Source organism: Kribbella sp. NPDC004138 (assembly GCF_053603655.1).
The window spans coordinates 118,095-135,268 of sequence record NZ_JBSGFZ010000001.1 but is presented as its reverse complement, the minus strand read 5'-3'; the positions used below and the strand labels follow the sequence as shown (position 1 = coordinate 135,268).

Here is a 17,174-nt window from a genome sequence, read left to right as displayed (position 1 = left end):
CGCCCGTCAGCCGAACAGCCGGCGGGCGGTGGTCAGCGAGCCGCCGAACGACGTCACGAAGTTGCTGAGCGATTCCCCGATGTCGGACAGGTGCCAGTTCTCCGGACCGGAGTACCAGCCGATGCCCGCGTCGGGGTCGTCGTCGTCATCGGTCGCGGCGATCTCCAGCGCCCACTTCTCGGTCAGCCCGAGGACCGCGGCGTACGGCAGGCAGCGGGACGCGAACTCGAGCCGGTGGCTGTCCGGGAGGTCGGCCGACGACTCGTTGGCCAGGTAGTGCTGCAGACCGGCCACCCGGCCCAGTACGGCGGCACCGCGCGCGGTGCGGGCCGGTGCGGCCTGTCCGACGAGCGCGAGCACCAGACCGGCCGCCATGACCGCAAGGCCGACCAACGCGAACTTGCTGACGATCGCGAGCACGATGGTCAGCACGACGCCCGCACCGAGCAGCACCACGCCGGCGGTGGTCCACCGGTTCCGGACCGCGTCCGGACGGTTGTTGAACCAGCCCTGCGTGACGACATCGGCGTACAGCTGCTCGCGGACCAGGTTGAGGCGCGGCCGCAGCGACGGGCCGAGTGCGGAGACGAGGACCGAGTCGCCGTCGGCGAACACCGCATCCAGCAGGGCCTTCTCGTACGCCAGCAGCTCGGGGCCGCCTGGGTGCAGCCGCTGCAGCTCCCAGTCCAGCTTGCCGAAGTGCGACTCGCGCGGCTGCTCGACGATCGTCAGGTAGTTGCGCACAGCAAGGTCCAGCAGGGTCGCGGTGATGTCGACGACGTCGGCCGTCTCGTCCACCACGGTGCCGACCTGGCCCGGCCGGATGCCGTCCGGCGCGGCGAACTGCGGGCCGTTGGCGCCGTCGAGCACCGGACGCTCCGGCGCGCCGTCACCGACCTTCGCTGCGTCCCGGCCGCGGAAGAACCACAGGCCGACCGCACCGAGGAGCCCGAGCCCGAACACCAGCACCGCGAGGCCGCCGGTGGTCGTGTCCACGGTGAACGCCCGCCCGAGCGACCAGCGGGTGGAGTACTGCGCGTTGGGCTGCACGCTCGCCTGGTCGCTCAGCCCGGTCAGGAACGTCACCCGGCCACCGGCGGGTACGCCGTTCTGCTCGATCTCCAGCGCCGCCGACTCGCCCAGCTGCGACGACGTACACGGCATGCTCGACCCGGCGCGGCCGGCGAAACAGGTCACCCAGGTCGCGAACGGGACGCCGACGCTCAGCTCGGCCTTCGGGATCGAGGTACCGAAGCCCTGCACGATCGGCCAGCTCACCTGGCGGCCGTCGATCGAGTCGGCGACCACGTTGCCGACGGTGTAGCTGTAGACGATCTTCGACTCGCCGGACACGTTCAGCGTCAGCTTGCGGCCGTCGTCGGTGCTCTCGTTCTGGAAGCCCTGGGCGGGCTGCCCGTTCACGGTCGCGGAGACGTCCTTCAGCTCGTACGTCCGGTCGCGCTCGGCGTCGGACCGGACCCGGTCGGCCAGCGTGCGGCTGAACGTCGTACCGCCGGCGGTCAGGTCGACGGTCTCCTTGACCTGCAGCTCACCGTCCTTGGTCAGCGTCGCCTCCGCGGAGTACGCCGTGATCTGGTCGTCGGCCAGGATCCCGGCCTGGGCAGGCAGCATGCCGAGGGCAACGACCAGTGGGGCGGTCAGAGGCATCAGCAGGGCAGCCGTGAGGAGGCGGCGCTTCGGTGACATGGGTCGAGAGTAGTCTCGTGCCGGTTCGCGCAGCGAACTCGACCGACCGACCACATGGAGGCCAGAGCGTGAGCAGCCCGTACGGCTACGGCGGACCGCCGCAGGGCGCACCGCAAGGCAGGCCGGTCGGCCCGCCGCCCGGTGTCCTGCCCCCACCGCAGTCCGCACCGTGGCCGCCGCAGCAGGGCCAGTACGCACCTGGGCCGATGCAGGGCTCTCCGCAAGGTATGCCGTACCCGGGCCAGCAGTATCCGCCCCAGTGGCAGCCGTACTACGGGGGCCCGGGTCAGTTCAACGGGTTCCAGCCGCCGCGGAAGCGGGGCGGACCGCTGCGCCTGGTTCTGCTCGGCTTCGTGCTCCTCACCTTCATCGGCGTGTCCGTGGCGGTGCTGGCCGCACTGCTGGGCTCCAGCGGCACCGACACGACGGCGGAGCCCACGGTGAGCGGTGGCCCGTCGATCGTGCCGACGCCCACGACGACCCCGGAGAAGGGCACCGCCGAGGACTTCCTGCTGAACGCCGACGTCTACCGCACCGGTCCGCTGCCGGAGCAGAACTGCCCCGCGGCCAACCTCGGCAGCGCCGGCCTGGCGGCGCAGAAGGTCTACTACCAGCGCCTCTTCAAGTGCCTGAACGACGCGTGGCGCCCGGCCTTCCACGAACTCGGCCAGGACAAGCCGGACCCGGGCCTGGTCGTCTTCGACCAGCCGGTGACCACCGCATGCGGTAACTTCCAGCCGCTGTCCGGGCGGGTGCTGGCGTTCTACTGCTACGGCAACCAGGTGATGTACGTCGACGTGAAGCAGATGAACAAGGCGTTCGGGCCGCAGCAGGACCTGGCCTATCTGATGACGATCGCGCACGAGTACGGTCACCACGTCCAAGGCGTCACCGGGCTGTTCTACGCCCGCATGGCCTATCTGCAGGACCACCCGGACGAGAAGCTGGAGAGCTCGCGGCGCAACGAGTTGCAGGCGTCGTGCTTCGGCGGCGTCTTCAGCAAGGCGGTCGCGAAGTCGTACCCGCTGACGGACCGGCTGGACGAGTTCAAGGAGCAGTCCAGCAACAGCTTCGGCGAGTCTCCGAGCACACCCGAGGACGAGCGGACGCACGGTCTGGCGACCAGCCAGGGCTTCTGGATCCAGAACGGTTTCAACATCGGCGAGAACAAGGCGTGTGACACGTTCGCGGTACCGGCGGACCTGGTGAAGTAACCGATCCGCTCCACCGCGTCGTGAACAAGCGGTTGATGGACGCACCCACTGTTCGCTTCGGGTTATCGGGGTGGTAACCGAGCGGCGTAATATTCGGCCGTGACGTTGCGACGCGGGAGGCTGGCAGCGGCGGCGCGGACGTTGGTCGAGGTGCTCGAGGAGACGGCCGGCCAGTACGCCGACGAGCCGGCGCTGGACGACGGCAGCGTCAGCCTCAGCTATCGCGAACTGCTGGCCCAGACCACCAAGTTCGCCGCCCGGCTGACCGCGGCGGGGATCGGACCGGGAGACCGGGTCGGCATCCGGATCTCGTCCGGGCACAACGACCTGTACGTCGCGATTCTCGGCACCCTGCAGGCCGGCGCCGCGTACGTCCCGGTCGACGCGGACGACCCGGACGAGCGCGCCGAGCTGGTCTTCGGGGAGGCAGCCGTCGCGGCCACTGTCGGTGACGAGCTCGAGCTCACCCTCACCCGCCCGTACCAGCCGCCGCTCGCCGACAACGACGCGGCCAACGGCGCCTTCGACTACCCGTACTCCGCCCGCATGGACGCCACGAGCACGACCGACGCCCCGCGCGGCACAGCCGGCCCCGAGCCGAGCGACGACGCCTGGATCATCTTCACCTCCGGCTCGACCGGCGTACCGAAAGGTGTGGCGGTCACGCACCGCTCGGCGGCCGCGTTCATCGACGCCGAGGCCCGGCTGTTCCTGCAGAGCGAGCCGCTCGGGCCCGACGACCGGGTCCTGGCCGGCCTGTCCGTCGCGTTCGACGCGTCCTGCGAGGAGATGTGGCTGGCCTGGCGGCACGGCGCCTGCCTGGTGCCCGCACCCCGCTCACTGGTCCGTACCGGTATGGACCTCGGTCCCTGGCTGGTTGCCCAAGGCATCACCATCGTCTCGACCGTGCCGACGCTCGCCGCGCTCTGGCCGCCGGACGCCCTCGACCAGGTCCGGCTGCTGATCTTCGGCGGCGAGGCGTGTCCGCCGGAGCTGGCCGAGCGGCTCGCCGTCGACGGCCGCGAGGTCTGGAACACCTACGGCCCGACCGAGGCCACCGTCGTCGCGTGCGCGGCCCAGCTCACCGGCGAAGGACCCGTGCGGATCGGCCTGCCGCTGGATGGCTGGGATCTGGCCGTAGTAGATGCTGCAGGCAACGAAGTCGCGGACGGTGAGATCGGCGAGCTGATCATCGGCGGCGTCGGCCTGGCCCGGTACCTGGACCCGGTCAAGGACGCCGAGAAGTTCGCCCCGATGCCGACGCTCGGCTGGGAGCGCGCCTATCGCAGCGGCGACCTGGTCCGGTCCGACCCACTGGGCCTGCTGTTCCAGGGCCGGGCCGACGAGCAGGTCAAGCTCGGCGGCCGGCGGATCGAGCTCGGCGAGGTCGACGCGGCCCTGCAGTCGCTCCCGGGCGTCTCCGGCGCGGCAGCCGCCGTACGCAACAGCGCCGCCGGCAATCAGCTCCTCGTCGGGTACGTCGTACCGGACGAGCCGGACGCGTTCGAGACCGCCAAGGCCACCGAGCGGCTGCGCGAGGCGCTGCCTGCCGCGCTCGTACCGTTGCTGGCCGTCGTCGACACCCTGCCGACCAGGACCTCCGGCAAGGTCGACCGCAACGCGCTGCCCTGGCCGCTGGCCGGGATGGACAGCGAAGGCCCGGCCGCGGATCTCGACGGTACGGCGGGCTGGCTGGCCGAGCGCTGGACGAAGGTCCTCGGCGCCACGGTCACCGGTGCCGACAACGACTTCTTCCTGCACGGCGGCGGCAGCCTCGCCGCGGCGCAGCTCGTGTCCGCCCTGCGTGAGCGGTACCCGGAAGTCACCGTCGGCGACATCTACGAGTACCCGCGCCTCGGCGCCCTGGCCGAACGGCTCGACGACGTCCAGCCGGTCGCGCTCGAGCCGGTCGAGGTCCGCGAGATCCGGCCGACCCCGAAGGGCACGCAGGTCCTGCAGACCGGGCTGACGCTGATCCTGCAGACCGTGGTCGGCCTCCGCTGGCTGGTCTACCTGTTCACGCTGAACAACCTCCTCGCCGCACTGATCGACCCGCTCCCGTGGGCGCGGACCGTGTCCTGGTGGTGGATCCTGGCCGGCTGGCTGATCCTGATCAGCCCCGCGGGCCGGATGGGTATCGCGGTCGTCGGCGCCCGGATCCTGCTGCGGGGAGTGAAACCCGGGACGTACCCGCGCGGCGGCACCGTCCACGTCCGGCTCTGGGCCGCGGAGAACCTCGCCGACGCCGCCGGCGCCGCCAACCTCGCGGGCGCTCCCTGGATCGCGTACTACGCCCGCGCGCTCGGCGCGAAGATCGGCCGCGGCGTCGACCTGCACACGCTGCCGCCGGTGACCGGCATGCTCACCATGGGGCGCGGCGCCTCGATCGAGCCCGAGGTCGACCTGGCCGGCTACTGGATCGACGGCGACCAGCTGCACATCGGCCAGGTCACCGTCGGCGCGGAGGCGGTCGTCGGCTCCCGCAGCACGCTGCTCCCGGGCGTGGAGATCGGCCGCAACGCCGAGATCATGGCCGGCTCGGCCGTGTCCGGAAAGGTCCCCGAGAACGAACGCTGGTCCGGCTCCCCCGCGGCCCGGATCGGCCGCGCACGGCACCCGTGGCCCGACCACCGTCCCGCCCGCGCTCCGTGGTGGGTGGCGGCGTACGGTGCCCAGTCGGCCGCGATGTCGTTGATCCCGGTCGCGGGTGCGGCCGCAGCGTTCGCAGTCCTGGGGAACGCGGTGCGCGGCACTCAGGATCTGCAGGATGCGGCGCTGCAGGCCCTCGGTGCGGTGCCGCTGATGACGCTGGTCGGTTTCGCCACCATCGCGGTTCTGACGCTGGCCGGCGTCCGGCTGCTCGGTATCGGGATCAAGCCCGGTCACTACCCGGTCCGTAGCCGGATCGGGTGGCAGGTCTGGGCGACCGAGCGCCTGCTCGACTCGGCGCGGACGCTGCTCTTCCCGCTGTACGCGAGCCTGCTGACGCCGTGGTGGCTGCGGACGCTGGGCGCGAAGATCGGCCGCGACGTCGAGGCGTCGACTGTCCTGCTGCTGCCGAAGATGACGACTGTCGGCGAGGGCGCGTTCCTCGCCGACGACACGATGATCGCGTCGTACGAGCTCGGCGGCGGCTGGCTGCACGTGGCCGGCGCGAAGGTCGGCAAGCGCGCCTTCCTGGGAAACTCCGGGATGACCGCGCCCGGCCGCAGCGTGCCGAAGAACGGCCTGGTCGCGGTGCTGTCCGCGGCGCCGAAGAAGTCCAAGGCCGGTACGTCGTGGCTCGGCTCGCCGCCCGTGAAGCTGCGCCGCCAGGCCGTCGCGGGTGACCAGAGCCGGACGTTCAACCCGCCGTACAAGCTCAAGGTCGCGCGCGCCCTGGTCGAGCTGTGCCGGTTCGTCCCGATGATGTGCACGGTGCTGATCGCGCTCGGCGTGCTGTTCGCGCTGCAGGCGCTGGACCTCTGGCTCGGGCCGTGGTGGACGATGCTGCTGTCCGGCGCGGTGATCCTCACCGCCGGCGCCGTCGCGGGCGGGATGGCGACGGTCGCCAAGTGGCTGATCGTGGGCCGGACCCGAGCCGTCGAGTATCCGCTGTGGAGCTCGTTCGTCTGGCGCAACGAGGTGGTCGACAGCTTCGTCGAGCTCGTCTCCGCGCCCTGGTTCGCGAACGCCGCCGCCGGTACACCGGTACTCAACCTCTGGCTGCGGTCACTCGGAGCGAAGATCGGCAAGGGCGTCTGGTGCGAGACGTACTGGTTGCCGGAGGCGGATCTGGTCACCCTGGGCGACGGCGCCACGGTGAATCGCGGTTGCGTGCTGCAGACGCACCTTTTTCATGATCGAGTTCTCTCCATGAACACAGTCACCTTCGGCCCCGGGGCGACCCTCGGCCCGCACGGCATCGTCCTCCCGGCCGCCGCGGTAGGAGCAGGCGCTACCATCGGCCCGGTGTCGCTCGTGATGCGTGGTGAAGGTGTGCCGGCGGGTACGCGCTGGGCCGGGAACCCCATTGCGCCATGGCAGCACAGCGCTCCCTGGCAGGGCTGATGGTTGACCGCTATGTACCGAGCCATGGAAGTACCGACTACAAGGTGGAGTCGTACGAGCTCGAGCTCGACTACCGGGTCAACAGCAACCGCCTGACCGGCAAGGCGACGATCACCGCCTACGCCACCCAGTCGCTGTCCCGCTTCAGCCTCGACCTGTCCGGTCTCCGCGTCTCGAAGGTGTCGGTGAACGGCCGCCGGCCGCAGCGGTACGCCCATCGCGGCGGCAAGCTGCACATCACCCCGGCGACGCCGATCCCGGACGGCGCCGAGTTCTCGGTCGACGTCCAGTACGGCGGCAACCCGAGGCCCGAGGACAGCCCGTGGGGCGAGCTCGGCTGGGAGGAGCTCACCGAGGGCGTGATCGTCGCCAGCCAGCCGAGCGGCGCGGCCACCTGGTTCCCGTGCAACGACCACCCCGGCGACAAGGCGCACTACCGCATCTCGATCACCACCGACTCGCCGTACCAGGTGGTCGCGAACGGGCGGCTGGTGTCCCGCCGGGTGAAGGCGAGCCGTACGACGTGGGTGTTCGACCAGGCCGCGCCGATGGCGACGTACCTCGCGACCGTGCAGATCGGCCGGTACGACGAGGTGGACCTGGCGGTGTCGCCGGTGACGATCCGCGGCGTGCTGCCGGCCGGCCGGATCCGCGAGTTCCGGCACGACTTCGGGCGGCAGCAGGACATGATGAAGCTGTTCTGCCGGCAGTTCGGGCCGTACCCGTTCGGCGGGTACACGGTCGTGGTGACCGACGACCCGCTGGAGATCCCGCTCGAGGCGCAGGGCATCTCGGTGTTCGGCAGCAACCACGTCGACGGGCGGAACGGCTCGGAGCGGCTGGTCGCGCACGAGTTGGCACACCAGTGGTTCGGCAACAGCCTGACGCCGGCGAACTGGCAGCACATCTGGCTGAACGAGGGCTTCGCCTGCTACGCCGAGTGGCTGTGGTCGGAGGAGTCGCGCGGGCTGACCGCGGATCAGCAGGTGGCCAAGGCGTACTCGCGGTTGAAGGGTCTGCCGCAGGACCTGATGCTGTCGGATCCGGGGCCGGACCTGATGTTCGACGACCGCCTGTACAAGCGCGGCGCGATCACGCTGCACGTGCTGCGCAACCACCTCGGTGACGCCCCGTTCTTCGACCTGCTCCGCACCTGGACCAAGACGCACCGGCACGGGTCGGTCACCACGGCGGAGTTCATCGCGCTCGCCTCGACGTTCAGCCCGGACGAGGAGGCCCTGCGGCACCTCTTCGCCGCCTGGCTGGACTCGTACGAGCTGCCGCCGTTGCCGCGTCGGCGCTAGGTCTCGTCTGGGCTAAGTTCGTGCGACCTCGGCGGCGGCTTTCACGAAGCGTTCCGTCAGCGGGGTCCTGGTTGCCCAGGCGGCGCCTGTCCACCAGGTCGCGGCACGGCCGGGAAGTGGGACCAGGCGGATCTCGGGCGGGGCGATCCGCTCCGCGGTCTGCGGTACGACGGCAGGCCCGACGCCGGCCGCGGTCAGAGCCAGGACGGTCTGCAGGTCACCGGCTTCCTGAAGTATTTGCGGGTGGCAACCAAGCTCGGCGTACAGCGTGTTGATCTGCGCCGTCAGCCCCGGCCCGCGGCTCGGCGTCAGGCGGACGAGCGGCCGCGCGTCGATCCAGCCGACGAGATCGCGCGGCAACTCCTGATCGGCGGGTACGGCGAGGGCGAGCCGGTCCCGTCGCAACCGAAGGTGCTCGAGCCCCGCGGGCACCGGCAGCCGGACGAACCCGATGTGCAGGCTGCCCGCGAGCAACCGCTCGCACTGCCTCGCCGACGACATGTCCTCGAGCGAGATCGTCACTCCCGGCCACCGGCTCCGGAACAGTGCCACTGCCCGCGGGGCCAGCTCGATCCCGGACAGCCCGAACCCGATCGCCAACGATCCCTCGGCGCCGGAGGCGACCTGCGCGGCCCGTCGTTCGAAGGCCTCCGAGCGGTCCAGCAACTCCAGAGCGTCAGCAAGCAGCAGCTCACCCGCCGGGGTCAGCCGGGCACCGTGACGGCCACGGTCGAACAGGACCGCGCCGACCCGGCGCTCCAGCACCTGGATCTGCTTGGTCAGCGCCGGCTGGCTGGTCGACAGTTCCGCGGCCGCGGCGCCGAAGTTCCGCAGCCTGGCCACCGTGACGAACGCCCGGAGCAGACGAAGATCCATAACCTCAGGATATGGAATCGGTCCGAACGACTATTGGACGTCATAGATGCCTGCGCGTTTCGATAGGGACATGACGTCCTTCCGCGCAGCCGTTGTCCAGTTCGAGCCGACCCCCGACGATCCCGCCGCCAATCTCGCCACCGTCGAGCGACTGACCCGCGATGCGGTCGGCGACGGCGCCCGGCTGGTCGTGTTCCCGGAGATGTGCCTGCTCGGCTACTGGCATCTCCGGCGCCATTCGCCGTCACGGCTACGGGAACTCGCGGAGCCCGCCGACGGGCCGCTGGTCGGCCGGGTGCTTGCTCTGGCCAAGGAACTCGGGGCCGGGATCGGCGTCGGGTTCCTGGAAGATGCCGACGGCACGTTGTTCAACGCGTACGCCGTGTGCCTGCCGGACGGGCGGGTCGAGGTGCATCGCAAGCTGCACGCGTTCGAGCACGAAGAGATCGCGAGCGGGTCGACGTACACGGTGTTCGACACGCCGTGGGGGTTCCGGGCCGGCGTGCTGATCTGCTGGGACAACAACCTGGTCGAGAACGTCCGGATCACCGCGTTGCTCGGTGCAACCGTTCTGCTCGCGCCGCATCAGACCGGCGGGACCGACTCCCGCAGTCCGTACGGGATGAAGCCGATCCCGTTGTCCGTGTGGGAGAACCGGGCTGCGGATCCTGCGGCTGTGGCGGAAGCGTTCGACGGGCCGAGCGGGCGCGGCTGGCTGATGCGGTGGTTGCCGGCGCGGGCCCACGACAACGGCTTGTTCGTGCTGTTCAGCAACGGCGTCGGCCGGGACGACGACGAGGTCCGCACCGGCAACAGCATGATTCTCGACCCGTACGGCCGGATCGTCGCCGAGACGCCGGTTCCCGACGAGGCCGTCGTCACCGCCGACCTCGACCTCGATCTGGTGCCGCTGGCAACCGGCCGCCGCTGGCTCCGCGGCCGCCGCCCCGAGCTCTACACGCCACTCACCCAGCGGTTCGGCAACGAACTCGCCCCCCGCGCCGCCCGCTTCTCCCCCGACCCCGTCGACTTGCCGTCCTTGGGTCCGCACCAACCATGAACCGGACCGAGAAATGGTTGGTGCGCGCCCAAAGACGAGACGCGCGGTGCGGGGTGGAGGCGAGGGTCAGTAGATGAGGGCGGTGGCGAGGGCGGCGACGCCTTCGCCTCGGCCGGTGAGGCCCAGGCCGTCGGTGGTGGTGGCGCTGACCGACACCTCGGCGTCGCAGGCGGCGCTCAGGGCCTTCTCGGCCTCCTCGCGGCGGGCAGCGAAGCGGGGGCGGTTGGCGATCACCTGGACCGTGACGTTGCCGATCTCGAAGCCGGCCGCGCGGACCCGCCGGGCCGCCTCCGCCAGCAGCGCCGCGCCGGACGCTCCGGCCCACTCGGGCTCGGCAGTCCCGAAGTTGGAGCCGAGATCGCCCAGCCGTGCCGCGCTGAGCAGCGCGTCGCAGATCGCGTGCGCCGCGACGTCACCGTCGGAATGACCCGCCGGGCCGGACGTCTCCTCCGGCCAGTGCAGGCCGGCCAGCCACATCGGACGGCCTTCCTCCAACGGATGGACGTCGATCCCGTTGCCGACCCGCGGGAGTTTCACCCGAGCCGCCTCTCCGTCAGCAGCGCCTCGGCCAGCAGCAGGTCCTGCGGCCGGGTCACCTTGAACGCATCCGGCGAGCCCTCGACCGTCCGCACCGTCACCCCGAGCCTCTCGCACATCATCGCGTCGTCGGTCACGCCTGCGTCCGCACCGGCGGCATGCGCACGTCGCAGCACGTCGGGTGCGAAGCCCTGCGGCGTCTGCACCGCGACCAGGCTCGACCTGTCGGGCGTGTCGACCACCTCACCCGCCGGACCGACCCGCTTGATCGTGTCCGTGACGGGCACCACCGGTACGACGGCCTCGGCGCCGCCTCGCACCGCCGCGACCACCCGCTCGATCGCCTCGACCGGTACGAAGGCCCGCGCCGCGTCGTGGACCAGGATGCAGTCGATCCCGTCGACCGGCACCACGTCCAGCGCCGCCCGCACGGAGTCGGCCCGTTCACCGCCGCCGGCCACCACGAGCAGCTGGGCGTCCCCGACGTACGGCGTGAGCTCCTTGGCGACCGTCTCCTCGGAGCCGGCCGGCACCGCGACCACGAAACAGACAAGGTCGGCGGCGGCCGCTGCCTTCAGCCCACGCACCGCGTGGACCAGCAGCGAGTCGCCACCGACCTCTCGAAACGCTTTCGGGGTCTCACCACCGAGTCGCAGCCCCAGCCCGGCCGCGGGAATCACGACCGCGCTACTCATACAAAGCTGCTTCGGACTGCGTTCGGCTGTTAGGAGGCGAGGACCTCGTCGAGGATGGCCTCGGCCTTGTCCTCGTTGGTGTGCTCGGCCAGGGCCAGCTCGGAGACGAGGATCTGGCGAGCCTTCGCCAGCATCCGCTTCTCACCGGCGGACAGGCCGCGGTCACGCTCACGGCGCCACAGGTCGCGAACGACCTCTGCCACCTTCAGCACGTCACCGGAGTGCAGCTTCTCCAGGTTCGCCTTGTAACGTCGCGACCAGTTGGTCGGCTCCTCCGTGTGCGGTGCGCGCAGCACGTCGAAGACGCGCTCCAGCCCGGCCTGATCCACGACGTCACGCACGCCGACGAGATCGAGGTTGCACGCGGGGACCCGGACGACCAGGTCGTTCTGAGCGACGATCCTCAAGACCAGATAGGTCTTGTCCTCACCTTTGATCTGACGGGTCTCGATGTCCTCGATGACGGCCGCTCCGTGATTGGGGTAAACAACCGTCTCGCCGACTGTGAAAGTCATGTGTGAAGTGCCCCTTTCCAAGATCTATCCTACCACGCGGTCGGTGGTCCGGTTGGGGCGTTTGCGCTGGTCAGGGCCCACATCTCGCCTTGACAAACGATCGGTCGCATGCCTCGTGCGCGCGCGCACAGCTGCTCCGGACACCGCCGCGGACCCCCTCCGGAGGTATCCCGGCGTCCGGCTCGCCGACCCCGAGGGCTACGCTGTGGTGCGCCGGAGGCCGCTGCCTGACGGCATCCACAGACGGTCCGCAGTCGCCGCACACCGTGCCGCGACAGACCCGAAACAGCTTGCACGAGAGGGATTCCAGTGCCGATCACGTTGTCCTCGCGGTTCGCCCGGCGTACCGCGCTGGCGGGTGCCGCCGCCACTCTCAGTATCGCGCTGGCGGCGTGCAGCGCGAGCTTCTCCGCGCCGACCCTGCAGCCGTACCAGGCCGCCGAGGGCACCAACGTCGACTCCGGCCAGCTGAAGATCCGCAACATGCTGGTGCTGGCCGATGCCGAGGGCAAGGGCGAGTTGCACAGCGTGATCGTCAACGACGGCGACACCGCGGACACCCTGGTCAGCATCAAGCAGGCCCCGCCCGGGACCTCCGACGGCCAGGCCGGCGGCGACCAGCCGACCGAGGTCACGTTCGAGGGCATCAAGGAGCCGGTCGACCTCGCGCCGCACTCCGCGCTGCTGCTGCCGGGCACCGGCGCCGAGACCCCGAGCGCGACCCCGTCCGCCACTCCGACGGACACCCCGACCGAGACGCCGTCGGCCCCGACCCCGGGCGCCGAGGACGGCGGGCCGACGGTCGTCGTGACCGGCGCGAAGCCCGGCCAGATGGTCAACGTGACCATCACCTTCGGCACCGCGGCGCCGATCTCCACCTACATCCCGGTCCTCACCGACGACCACTACTCGCCGTCCGCGTCCCCGGCCGAGTAACTCTCCCCGCCCCGAACGAAACAGCAGAACGGGCCGCCCCAGCGCGGGACGGCCCGTTTCCTGCTCAGCCCTTGCCGGCCGAGGCTGCCTTCGAGAGGCCCGGCAGGACCTTGTCGAGGACCCACGGGACGCTCAGCACGCTGACCGCGCTCATCCCGGAGATCACCTGCTGGTCCTGCAGCGGGTACGCGCCACCGGTCTTGACCGCCTCGAGCGACGAGTAGACCGGGTCGGCCAGGAACTTCTGGGTCCCGATCCCGTCGACGTACGCGATCAGCACGTCCGCGTCGACATCGGCGACCTTCTCCTTGCTGACCGCCAGCGAGAACTCCTTCTTCGCATTGGTCTTCTCCAGCGCCTCGACGCCCGGCGCGTTCTTGAAGCCCATCTCGTTCAGGATCTGCACGCGCGGGTCGCCCGGCATGTAGATGTAGTTCTCGGGGCCGAACGAGCCGACCGTGATGGTCTTGTCCTTGAACTCGGGGTGCTCGGCCGCGACCTGCTTGATCTTGTCCTGGATCCCGGTGATCAGCTTCTCCGCGTCGGCCTTCCGGCCGAGCGCCTCACCCACCAGCAGCGTCTGGTCCTGCCAGGTGGTCTGCCACGGCGCCCCCGGGTACGCGACGGTCGGCGCGATCCCGCTCAGGGTCTTGTACGTCGCCTCGTCGAAGCCCTCGTACGGGGCCAGGATGACGTCCGGCTTCAGCGCCGCGATCTGCTCGAACGGGTACTTGTCGCCGGTGTCCAGCAGTGTCGTCTTCGACTTGTCGAACGTGCCGGCGTCCCAGGCCGTGACGCCCTCGTGGGTCGGGCCGTAGGTGACCTTCGGCATCCCGACCGGGGTCTCGCCGAGCGCGTAGACCACATCCTGGGCGTTCCAGCCGAGCGTGACGATCCGCTCCGGCTTCGTGGTGATGGTCGTCTCGCCGAACGTGTTCTTCAGCGTGACCGGGAACCCGGACTGTGCCGCGCCGGCCGACGACTCGGCCTGCTTGTCGCCGTCGTTGCCGCAGGCGGCCAGCGTGGTCGTGGCGAGCAGTACGGCACTGACCGCACTGACGACCTTGCTACGGGACCAGGACATGGATGACTCTCCTTAGCTTGCCTCAACTAAGGAGAGCCTAAGCTAACCCGGCGGGCCGTCGCGACCCGCGGGCGTGTGACTCAGGACTCGAACTTGTAGCCCAGACCACGCACCGTGACCAGGTGCTGCGGGTTCGACGGGTCCTTCTCGAGCTTCGAGCGCAGCCGCTTGACGTGCACGTCGAGGGTCTTGGTGTCGCCCACGTAGTCGGCGCCCCAGATCCGGTCGATCAGCTGCCCCCGGGTGAGCACGCGCCCGGTGTTCCGCAGCAGCATCTCGAGCAGCTCGAACTCCTTCAGCGGGAGCCGGATCTCGGTCCCGGACACCGTCACCACGTGCCGCTCGACGTCCATCCGGACCGGGCCCGCCTCGAGCGTGTCCGGCAGCAGTTCGACGTCCTGCCCACGCCGCAGTACGGCGCGGACGCGGGCGAGCAGCTCGCGCGGGCTGTACGGCTTGGTCACGTAGTCGTCCGCGCCCAGCTCGAGCCCGACGACCTTGTCGACCTCGGTGTCCTTGGCACTGACGATGATCACCGGGACGTTGCCCCGGCTGCGGAGCGCCCGGCAGACCTCCGTGCCGGACAGACCCGGCAGCATCAGGTCGAGCAGGACGATGTCCGCACCGGCGCGGTCGTACTCGTCCAGCGCGTCCGGTCCGGTCTCCGCGACGGCGACCTCGAACCCTTCCTTGCGCAGCACGTACGACAGCGCGTCGCTGTAGCTCTCTTCGTCTTCGACGACCAGCACTCGGGTCACGAAGCTGTCTCCTTTGCGATCTGACCTGACGGGGTAGGCGTCAGGTGTGTTGCCGCCTCCTCCTGGCCGGCGGAGTCGGCTTGTCCCGAAGCGGGGTCGAGCCGCAACGGAAGTCTCACGGTGAAAGTGGAGCCCTGGCCCTCGACACTCCAGACCCGCACGTCACCGCCGTGGATCGACGCGATGTGCTTGACGATCGAGAGGCCCAGGCCGGTGCCGCCGGTCTCCCGGCTGCGGGCCCGGTCGACGCGGTAGAACCGCTCGAAGATCCGCTCCAGGTCGCCGCTCGGGATGCCCACGCCCTGGTCGGACACGGTCACCTCGACCAGGTCGCCGATCGGGTGCGCGGTGACCGCGACCCGGGTGCCGTCCGGGCTGTAGTTGACGGCGTTCTCGACCAGGTTGCCGATCGCCATCGCCAGCTGGTCCTCGCTGCCCAGCACCTCGAGCTCCGGCTCGGTCTTCACCACGATCTTGATGTCGCGGCCCTCGGCGTCGATCCGGCAGCGGTCCACCGCCGCCTCGATGACCGCGTTGACGTCGACCGGACCGGGATTCTCCAGCGGGTCGTCGCCCTGCAGCCGGGACAGCTCGATGATCTCCTTGACCAGCCGGCTCAGCCGGGACGCCTCGACCCGCATCCGGTCCGAGAACCGCTGCACCGCTTCCGGGTCGTCCGAGGCCTCCGAGACCGCGTCGGCCAGCAGGATCAGCGCGCCGACCGGGGTCTTCAGCTCATGGCTGACGTTGACGGTGAAGTCCCGCCGGATCGCGTCCAGGCGGCGCTCCCGGGTGCGGTCCTCGACCAGCACCAGCACCAGCTGGCTGCCCAGCGGCGCCACCCGGGCGCTGACGTACTGCGTGGCGCCGAGCCGGCCCCGGACGATCTCCAGGTCCTGCTGGCGGATCTCGCCGTCGCGGCGGACCTGGCGGACCATCGTCAGGATGTCGTCGACCACGAGCCGCTCGCCACGGACGATGCCGAGCACGTGGGCCGGGGCGCTGGCCTGGAGCACCTGGTCCTCGGGCCCCATCACGACCGCCGAGGACCGCAGCACCGACAGCACCGTGGCGACACCCGAGGGCACAGCCGGCTCCGGGGACTCCGGGATCTTGCGCTGCGCGCGTTCCGACAGCATCATCGCGCCGAGCGAAAGCAGAGCCAGGGCCGCGCCGATGACGCCGCCCAGCACCGCCGCCAGCGTGGGGTCCACGGCAACGATGCTACGCGGGCGACCAGCAGGGAAAGACCGAATGAGCACCGGATGACCGGGACACGACTCAACTGTTCATCAGGCGTTCACCACCAGTCGCCGTCCGGCAACCTCGACGCCGTACGGTCACCGTTGGGCGGGGCAGCGTACCCGGTCCCGCCGCGGCACCGGACACCACAGATCGGATTCGAACACCATGCGTGACACGTACCACGAGCAGCTCGACGACATCCTCGCCGAGCTGGAGCGGATGACGCGGACAGTGTCCACCGCCGTCCGCCGGTCGACGTCGGCCCTGCTCGAGGCGGACATCCGCAAGGCCGAGGAAGTCATCGCGGCCGACATCCAGCTCGACGCCGCCGGTGAAGGCGTCGAGGAGAAGGTCTTCGAGCTGATGGCCCGCCAGTCCCCGGTCGCCAACGAGCTGCGGATGCTCGTCGCCGCGCTGCGGATGGTCGCCGACCTCGAGCGGATGGGCGACCTGGCCGCGCACGTGTCCAAGATCGCCCGGCTGCGCTACCCGGCGCCCGCGATCCCGGCCGAGCTGCACGACGTGATCGAGTCGATGGGCTCGGTCGCCGGCAAGATGGTCGACGCCGCCGGCGACGTGATCGCCTCCCGCGACGTCGAGGCCGCCGGCCGGCTCGAGGCCAGCGACGACGAGATGGACAAGCTCCGCTCCAACCAGTTCCGGCTGATGATGGACGACCACTGGCCGCACGGCGTCGAGGTCGCCGTCGACATGGCCCTGCTCAGCCGCTACTACGAGCGCATCTCCGACCACGCGGTCGCGATGGCCCGCCGCGTCGTCTACCTCGTCACCGGCGAACTCCCCGTCGCCGTCGGCGGCACCGCCGCCGGCTCCGGCGCCGGCGCCTCCACTCCCAACCCCAACGGCAACTGACCCAACCCCCAACAGGCGCCCCCGGCAAGTTGCCGGGGGTGCCTTTGCGTGCACGCCCCCCGCCCGTTGGATGACGGAGGCGGGCGCGGATAGATTCGTCGGTATGTCTGACGCGTCCGAGACCGACCGCTTGATCAACACCGATCTGTCCGCGCTGACCGGCGCCGAGATGCTGGAGCATCTCGACGCGGTCGAGCAGCGGATGAGGGAGCTTATGAAGACCGAGCTCGAGCTCCTGGAAGGCAGTCCCGAGATCGTCGCCGACCGCCCCGAACTCCAGGCGCGGCTCGACTATCTCCGCGCGGCGGAGCTCCGGTAGG

At 70.4% G+C, this 17,174-nt stretch carries 15 protein-coding genes; 7 read left to right on the top strand and 8 right to left on the bottom strand.

All coding sequences use genetic code 11. The features are described from left to right. Positions 1 to 6: 6 nt before the first annotated feature. Positions 7 to 1,707, bottom strand: a complete 1,701-nt coding sequence (locus ACWEOO_RS00665) for a DUF2207 domain-containing protein (protein WP_452141128.1) — start codon at positions 1,705 to 1,707, stop codon at positions 7 to 9. Between the two features lie 68 nt (positions 1,708 to 1,775). On the opposite strand from ACWEOO_RS00665, the gene ACWEOO_RS00660 reads away from it, so the two are divergent. From ACWEOO_RS00660 to ACWEOO_RS00650, 3 genes are all read left to right on the top strand, one after another. After that, positions 1,776 to 2,921, top strand: a complete 1,146-nt coding sequence (locus tag ACWEOO_RS00660) for a neutral zinc metallopeptidase (RefSeq protein WP_452141127.1) — start codon at positions 1,776 to 1,778, stop codon at positions 2,919 to 2,921. Between the two features lie 99 nt (positions 2,922 to 3,020). Beyond that, entirely contained in the window at positions 3,021 to 6,971 is a 3,951-nt protein-coding gene (locus tag ACWEOO_RS00655; RefSeq protein WP_452141126.1) for a Pls/PosA family non-ribosomal peptide synthetase, read from the top strand. Then, positions 6,971 to 8,275 carry a M1 family metallopeptidase gene (locus ACWEOO_RS00650; RefSeq protein ID WP_452141125.1) on the top strand — a complete coding sequence of 435 codons (1,305 nt, stop codon included), beginning with the start codon at positions 6,971 to 6,973 and terminating at the stop codon, positions 8,273 to 8,275. Before ACWEOO_RS00655 ends, ACWEOO_RS00650 begins: the two co-directional genes overlap by 1 nt. Before the next feature lie 12 nt (positions 8,276 to 8,287). On the opposite strand, the gene ACWEOO_RS00645 is transcribed toward ACWEOO_RS00650, so the two are convergent. After that, positions 8,288 to 9,151 carry a LysR family transcriptional regulator gene (locus ACWEOO_RS00645; RefSeq protein ID WP_452141124.1) on the bottom strand — a complete coding sequence of 288 codons (864 nt, stop codon included), beginning with the start codon at positions 9,149 to 9,151 and terminating at the stop codon, positions 8,288 to 8,290. 70 nt (positions 9,152 to 9,221) lie between these two features. Between ACWEOO_RS00645 and ACWEOO_RS00640 the strand changes: the two genes are divergently transcribed. Beyond that, complete coding sequence (locus ACWEOO_RS00640; protein ID WP_452141123.1) at positions 9,222 to 10,211, top strand: nitrilase family protein; 990 nt, start codon at positions 9,222 to 9,224, stop codon at positions 10,209 to 10,211. A 66-nt stretch (positions 10,212 to 10,277) separates the two neighbouring features. Here the strand turns inward: ACWEOO_RS00640 and ispF are convergent, their stop codons facing one another. The 3 genes from ispF to ACWEOO_RS00625 are packed head-to-tail and all read right to left on the bottom strand — an operon-like array spanning position 10,278 to position 11,958. Then, the gene (gene ispF, locus ACWEOO_RS00635; RefSeq protein ID WP_452141122.1) at positions 10,278 to 10,748 is read right to left on the bottom strand and encodes a 2-C-methyl-D-erythritol 2,4-cyclodiphosphate synthase; all 471 of its coding nucleotides are present in this window, start codon (positions 10,746 to 10,748) and stop codon (positions 10,278 to 10,280) included. Then, entirely contained in the window at positions 10,745 to 11,443 is a 699-nt protein-coding gene (gene ispD / locus ACWEOO_RS00630; protein ID WP_452141121.1) for a 2-C-methyl-D-erythritol 4-phosphate cytidylyltransferase, read from the bottom strand. The genes ispF and ispD overlap by 4 nt, the downstream gene beginning before the upstream one ends. Before the next feature lie 29 nt (positions 11,444 to 11,472). Beyond that, on the bottom strand, positions 11,473 to 11,958 hold the full coding sequence (locus tag ACWEOO_RS00625) for a CarD family transcriptional regulator (RefSeq protein WP_130446326.1): 486 nt from the start codon (positions 11,956 to 11,958) through the stop codon (positions 11,473 to 11,475). Positions 11,959 to 12,267: 309 nt separating this feature from the next. Here ACWEOO_RS00625 and ACWEOO_RS00620 point away from each other — a divergent pair, with 309 nt between their 5' ends. Beyond that, a complete protein-coding gene (locus tag ACWEOO_RS00620; protein WP_359934219.1) occupies positions 12,268 to 12,894 on the top strand; it encodes a hypothetical protein in 627 nt (208 codons plus the stop codon). Between the two features lie 64 nt (positions 12,895 to 12,958). Here ACWEOO_RS00620 and ACWEOO_RS00615 read toward each other — a convergent pair whose 3' ends face one another. The 3 genes from ACWEOO_RS00615 to ACWEOO_RS00605 form a co-directional block, all read right to left on the bottom strand. Beyond that, positions 12,959 to 13,978 carry an iron-siderophore ABC transporter substrate-binding protein gene (locus ACWEOO_RS00615; protein ID WP_452141120.1) on the bottom strand — a complete coding sequence of 340 codons (1,020 nt, stop codon included), beginning with the start codon at positions 13,976 to 13,978 and terminating at the stop codon, positions 12,959 to 12,961. 80 nt (positions 13,979 to 14,058) lie between these two features. Next, entirely contained in the window at positions 14,059 to 14,736 is a 678-nt protein-coding gene (locus ACWEOO_RS00610; protein WP_133787236.1) for a response regulator transcription factor, read from the bottom strand. Continuing rightward, positions 14,733 to 15,950: a sensor histidine kinase gene (locus ACWEOO_RS00605; protein ID WP_452141119.1), complete on the bottom strand. Its 1,218-nt coding sequence runs from the start codon at positions 15,948 to 15,950 to the stop codon at positions 14,733 to 14,735. The genes ACWEOO_RS00610 and ACWEOO_RS00605 overlap by 4 nt, the downstream gene beginning before the upstream one ends. A gap of 196 nt (positions 15,951 to 16,146) precedes the next feature. Between ACWEOO_RS00605 and phoU the strand changes: the two genes are divergently transcribed. Beyond that, positions 16,147 to 16,854, top strand: a complete 708-nt coding sequence (gene phoU, locus ACWEOO_RS00600) for a phosphate signaling complex protein PhoU (RefSeq protein WP_355695800.1) — start codon at positions 16,147 to 16,149, stop codon at positions 16,852 to 16,854. Positions 16,855 to 16,957: 103 nt separating this feature from the next. Next, positions 16,958 to 17,173 carry a hypothetical protein gene (locus ACWEOO_RS00595; protein WP_452141118.1) on the top strand — a complete coding sequence of 72 codons (216 nt, stop codon included), beginning with the start codon at positions 16,958 to 16,960 and terminating at the stop codon, positions 17,171 to 17,173. The last annotated feature ends 1 nt before the right edge of the window (position 17,174 follow it).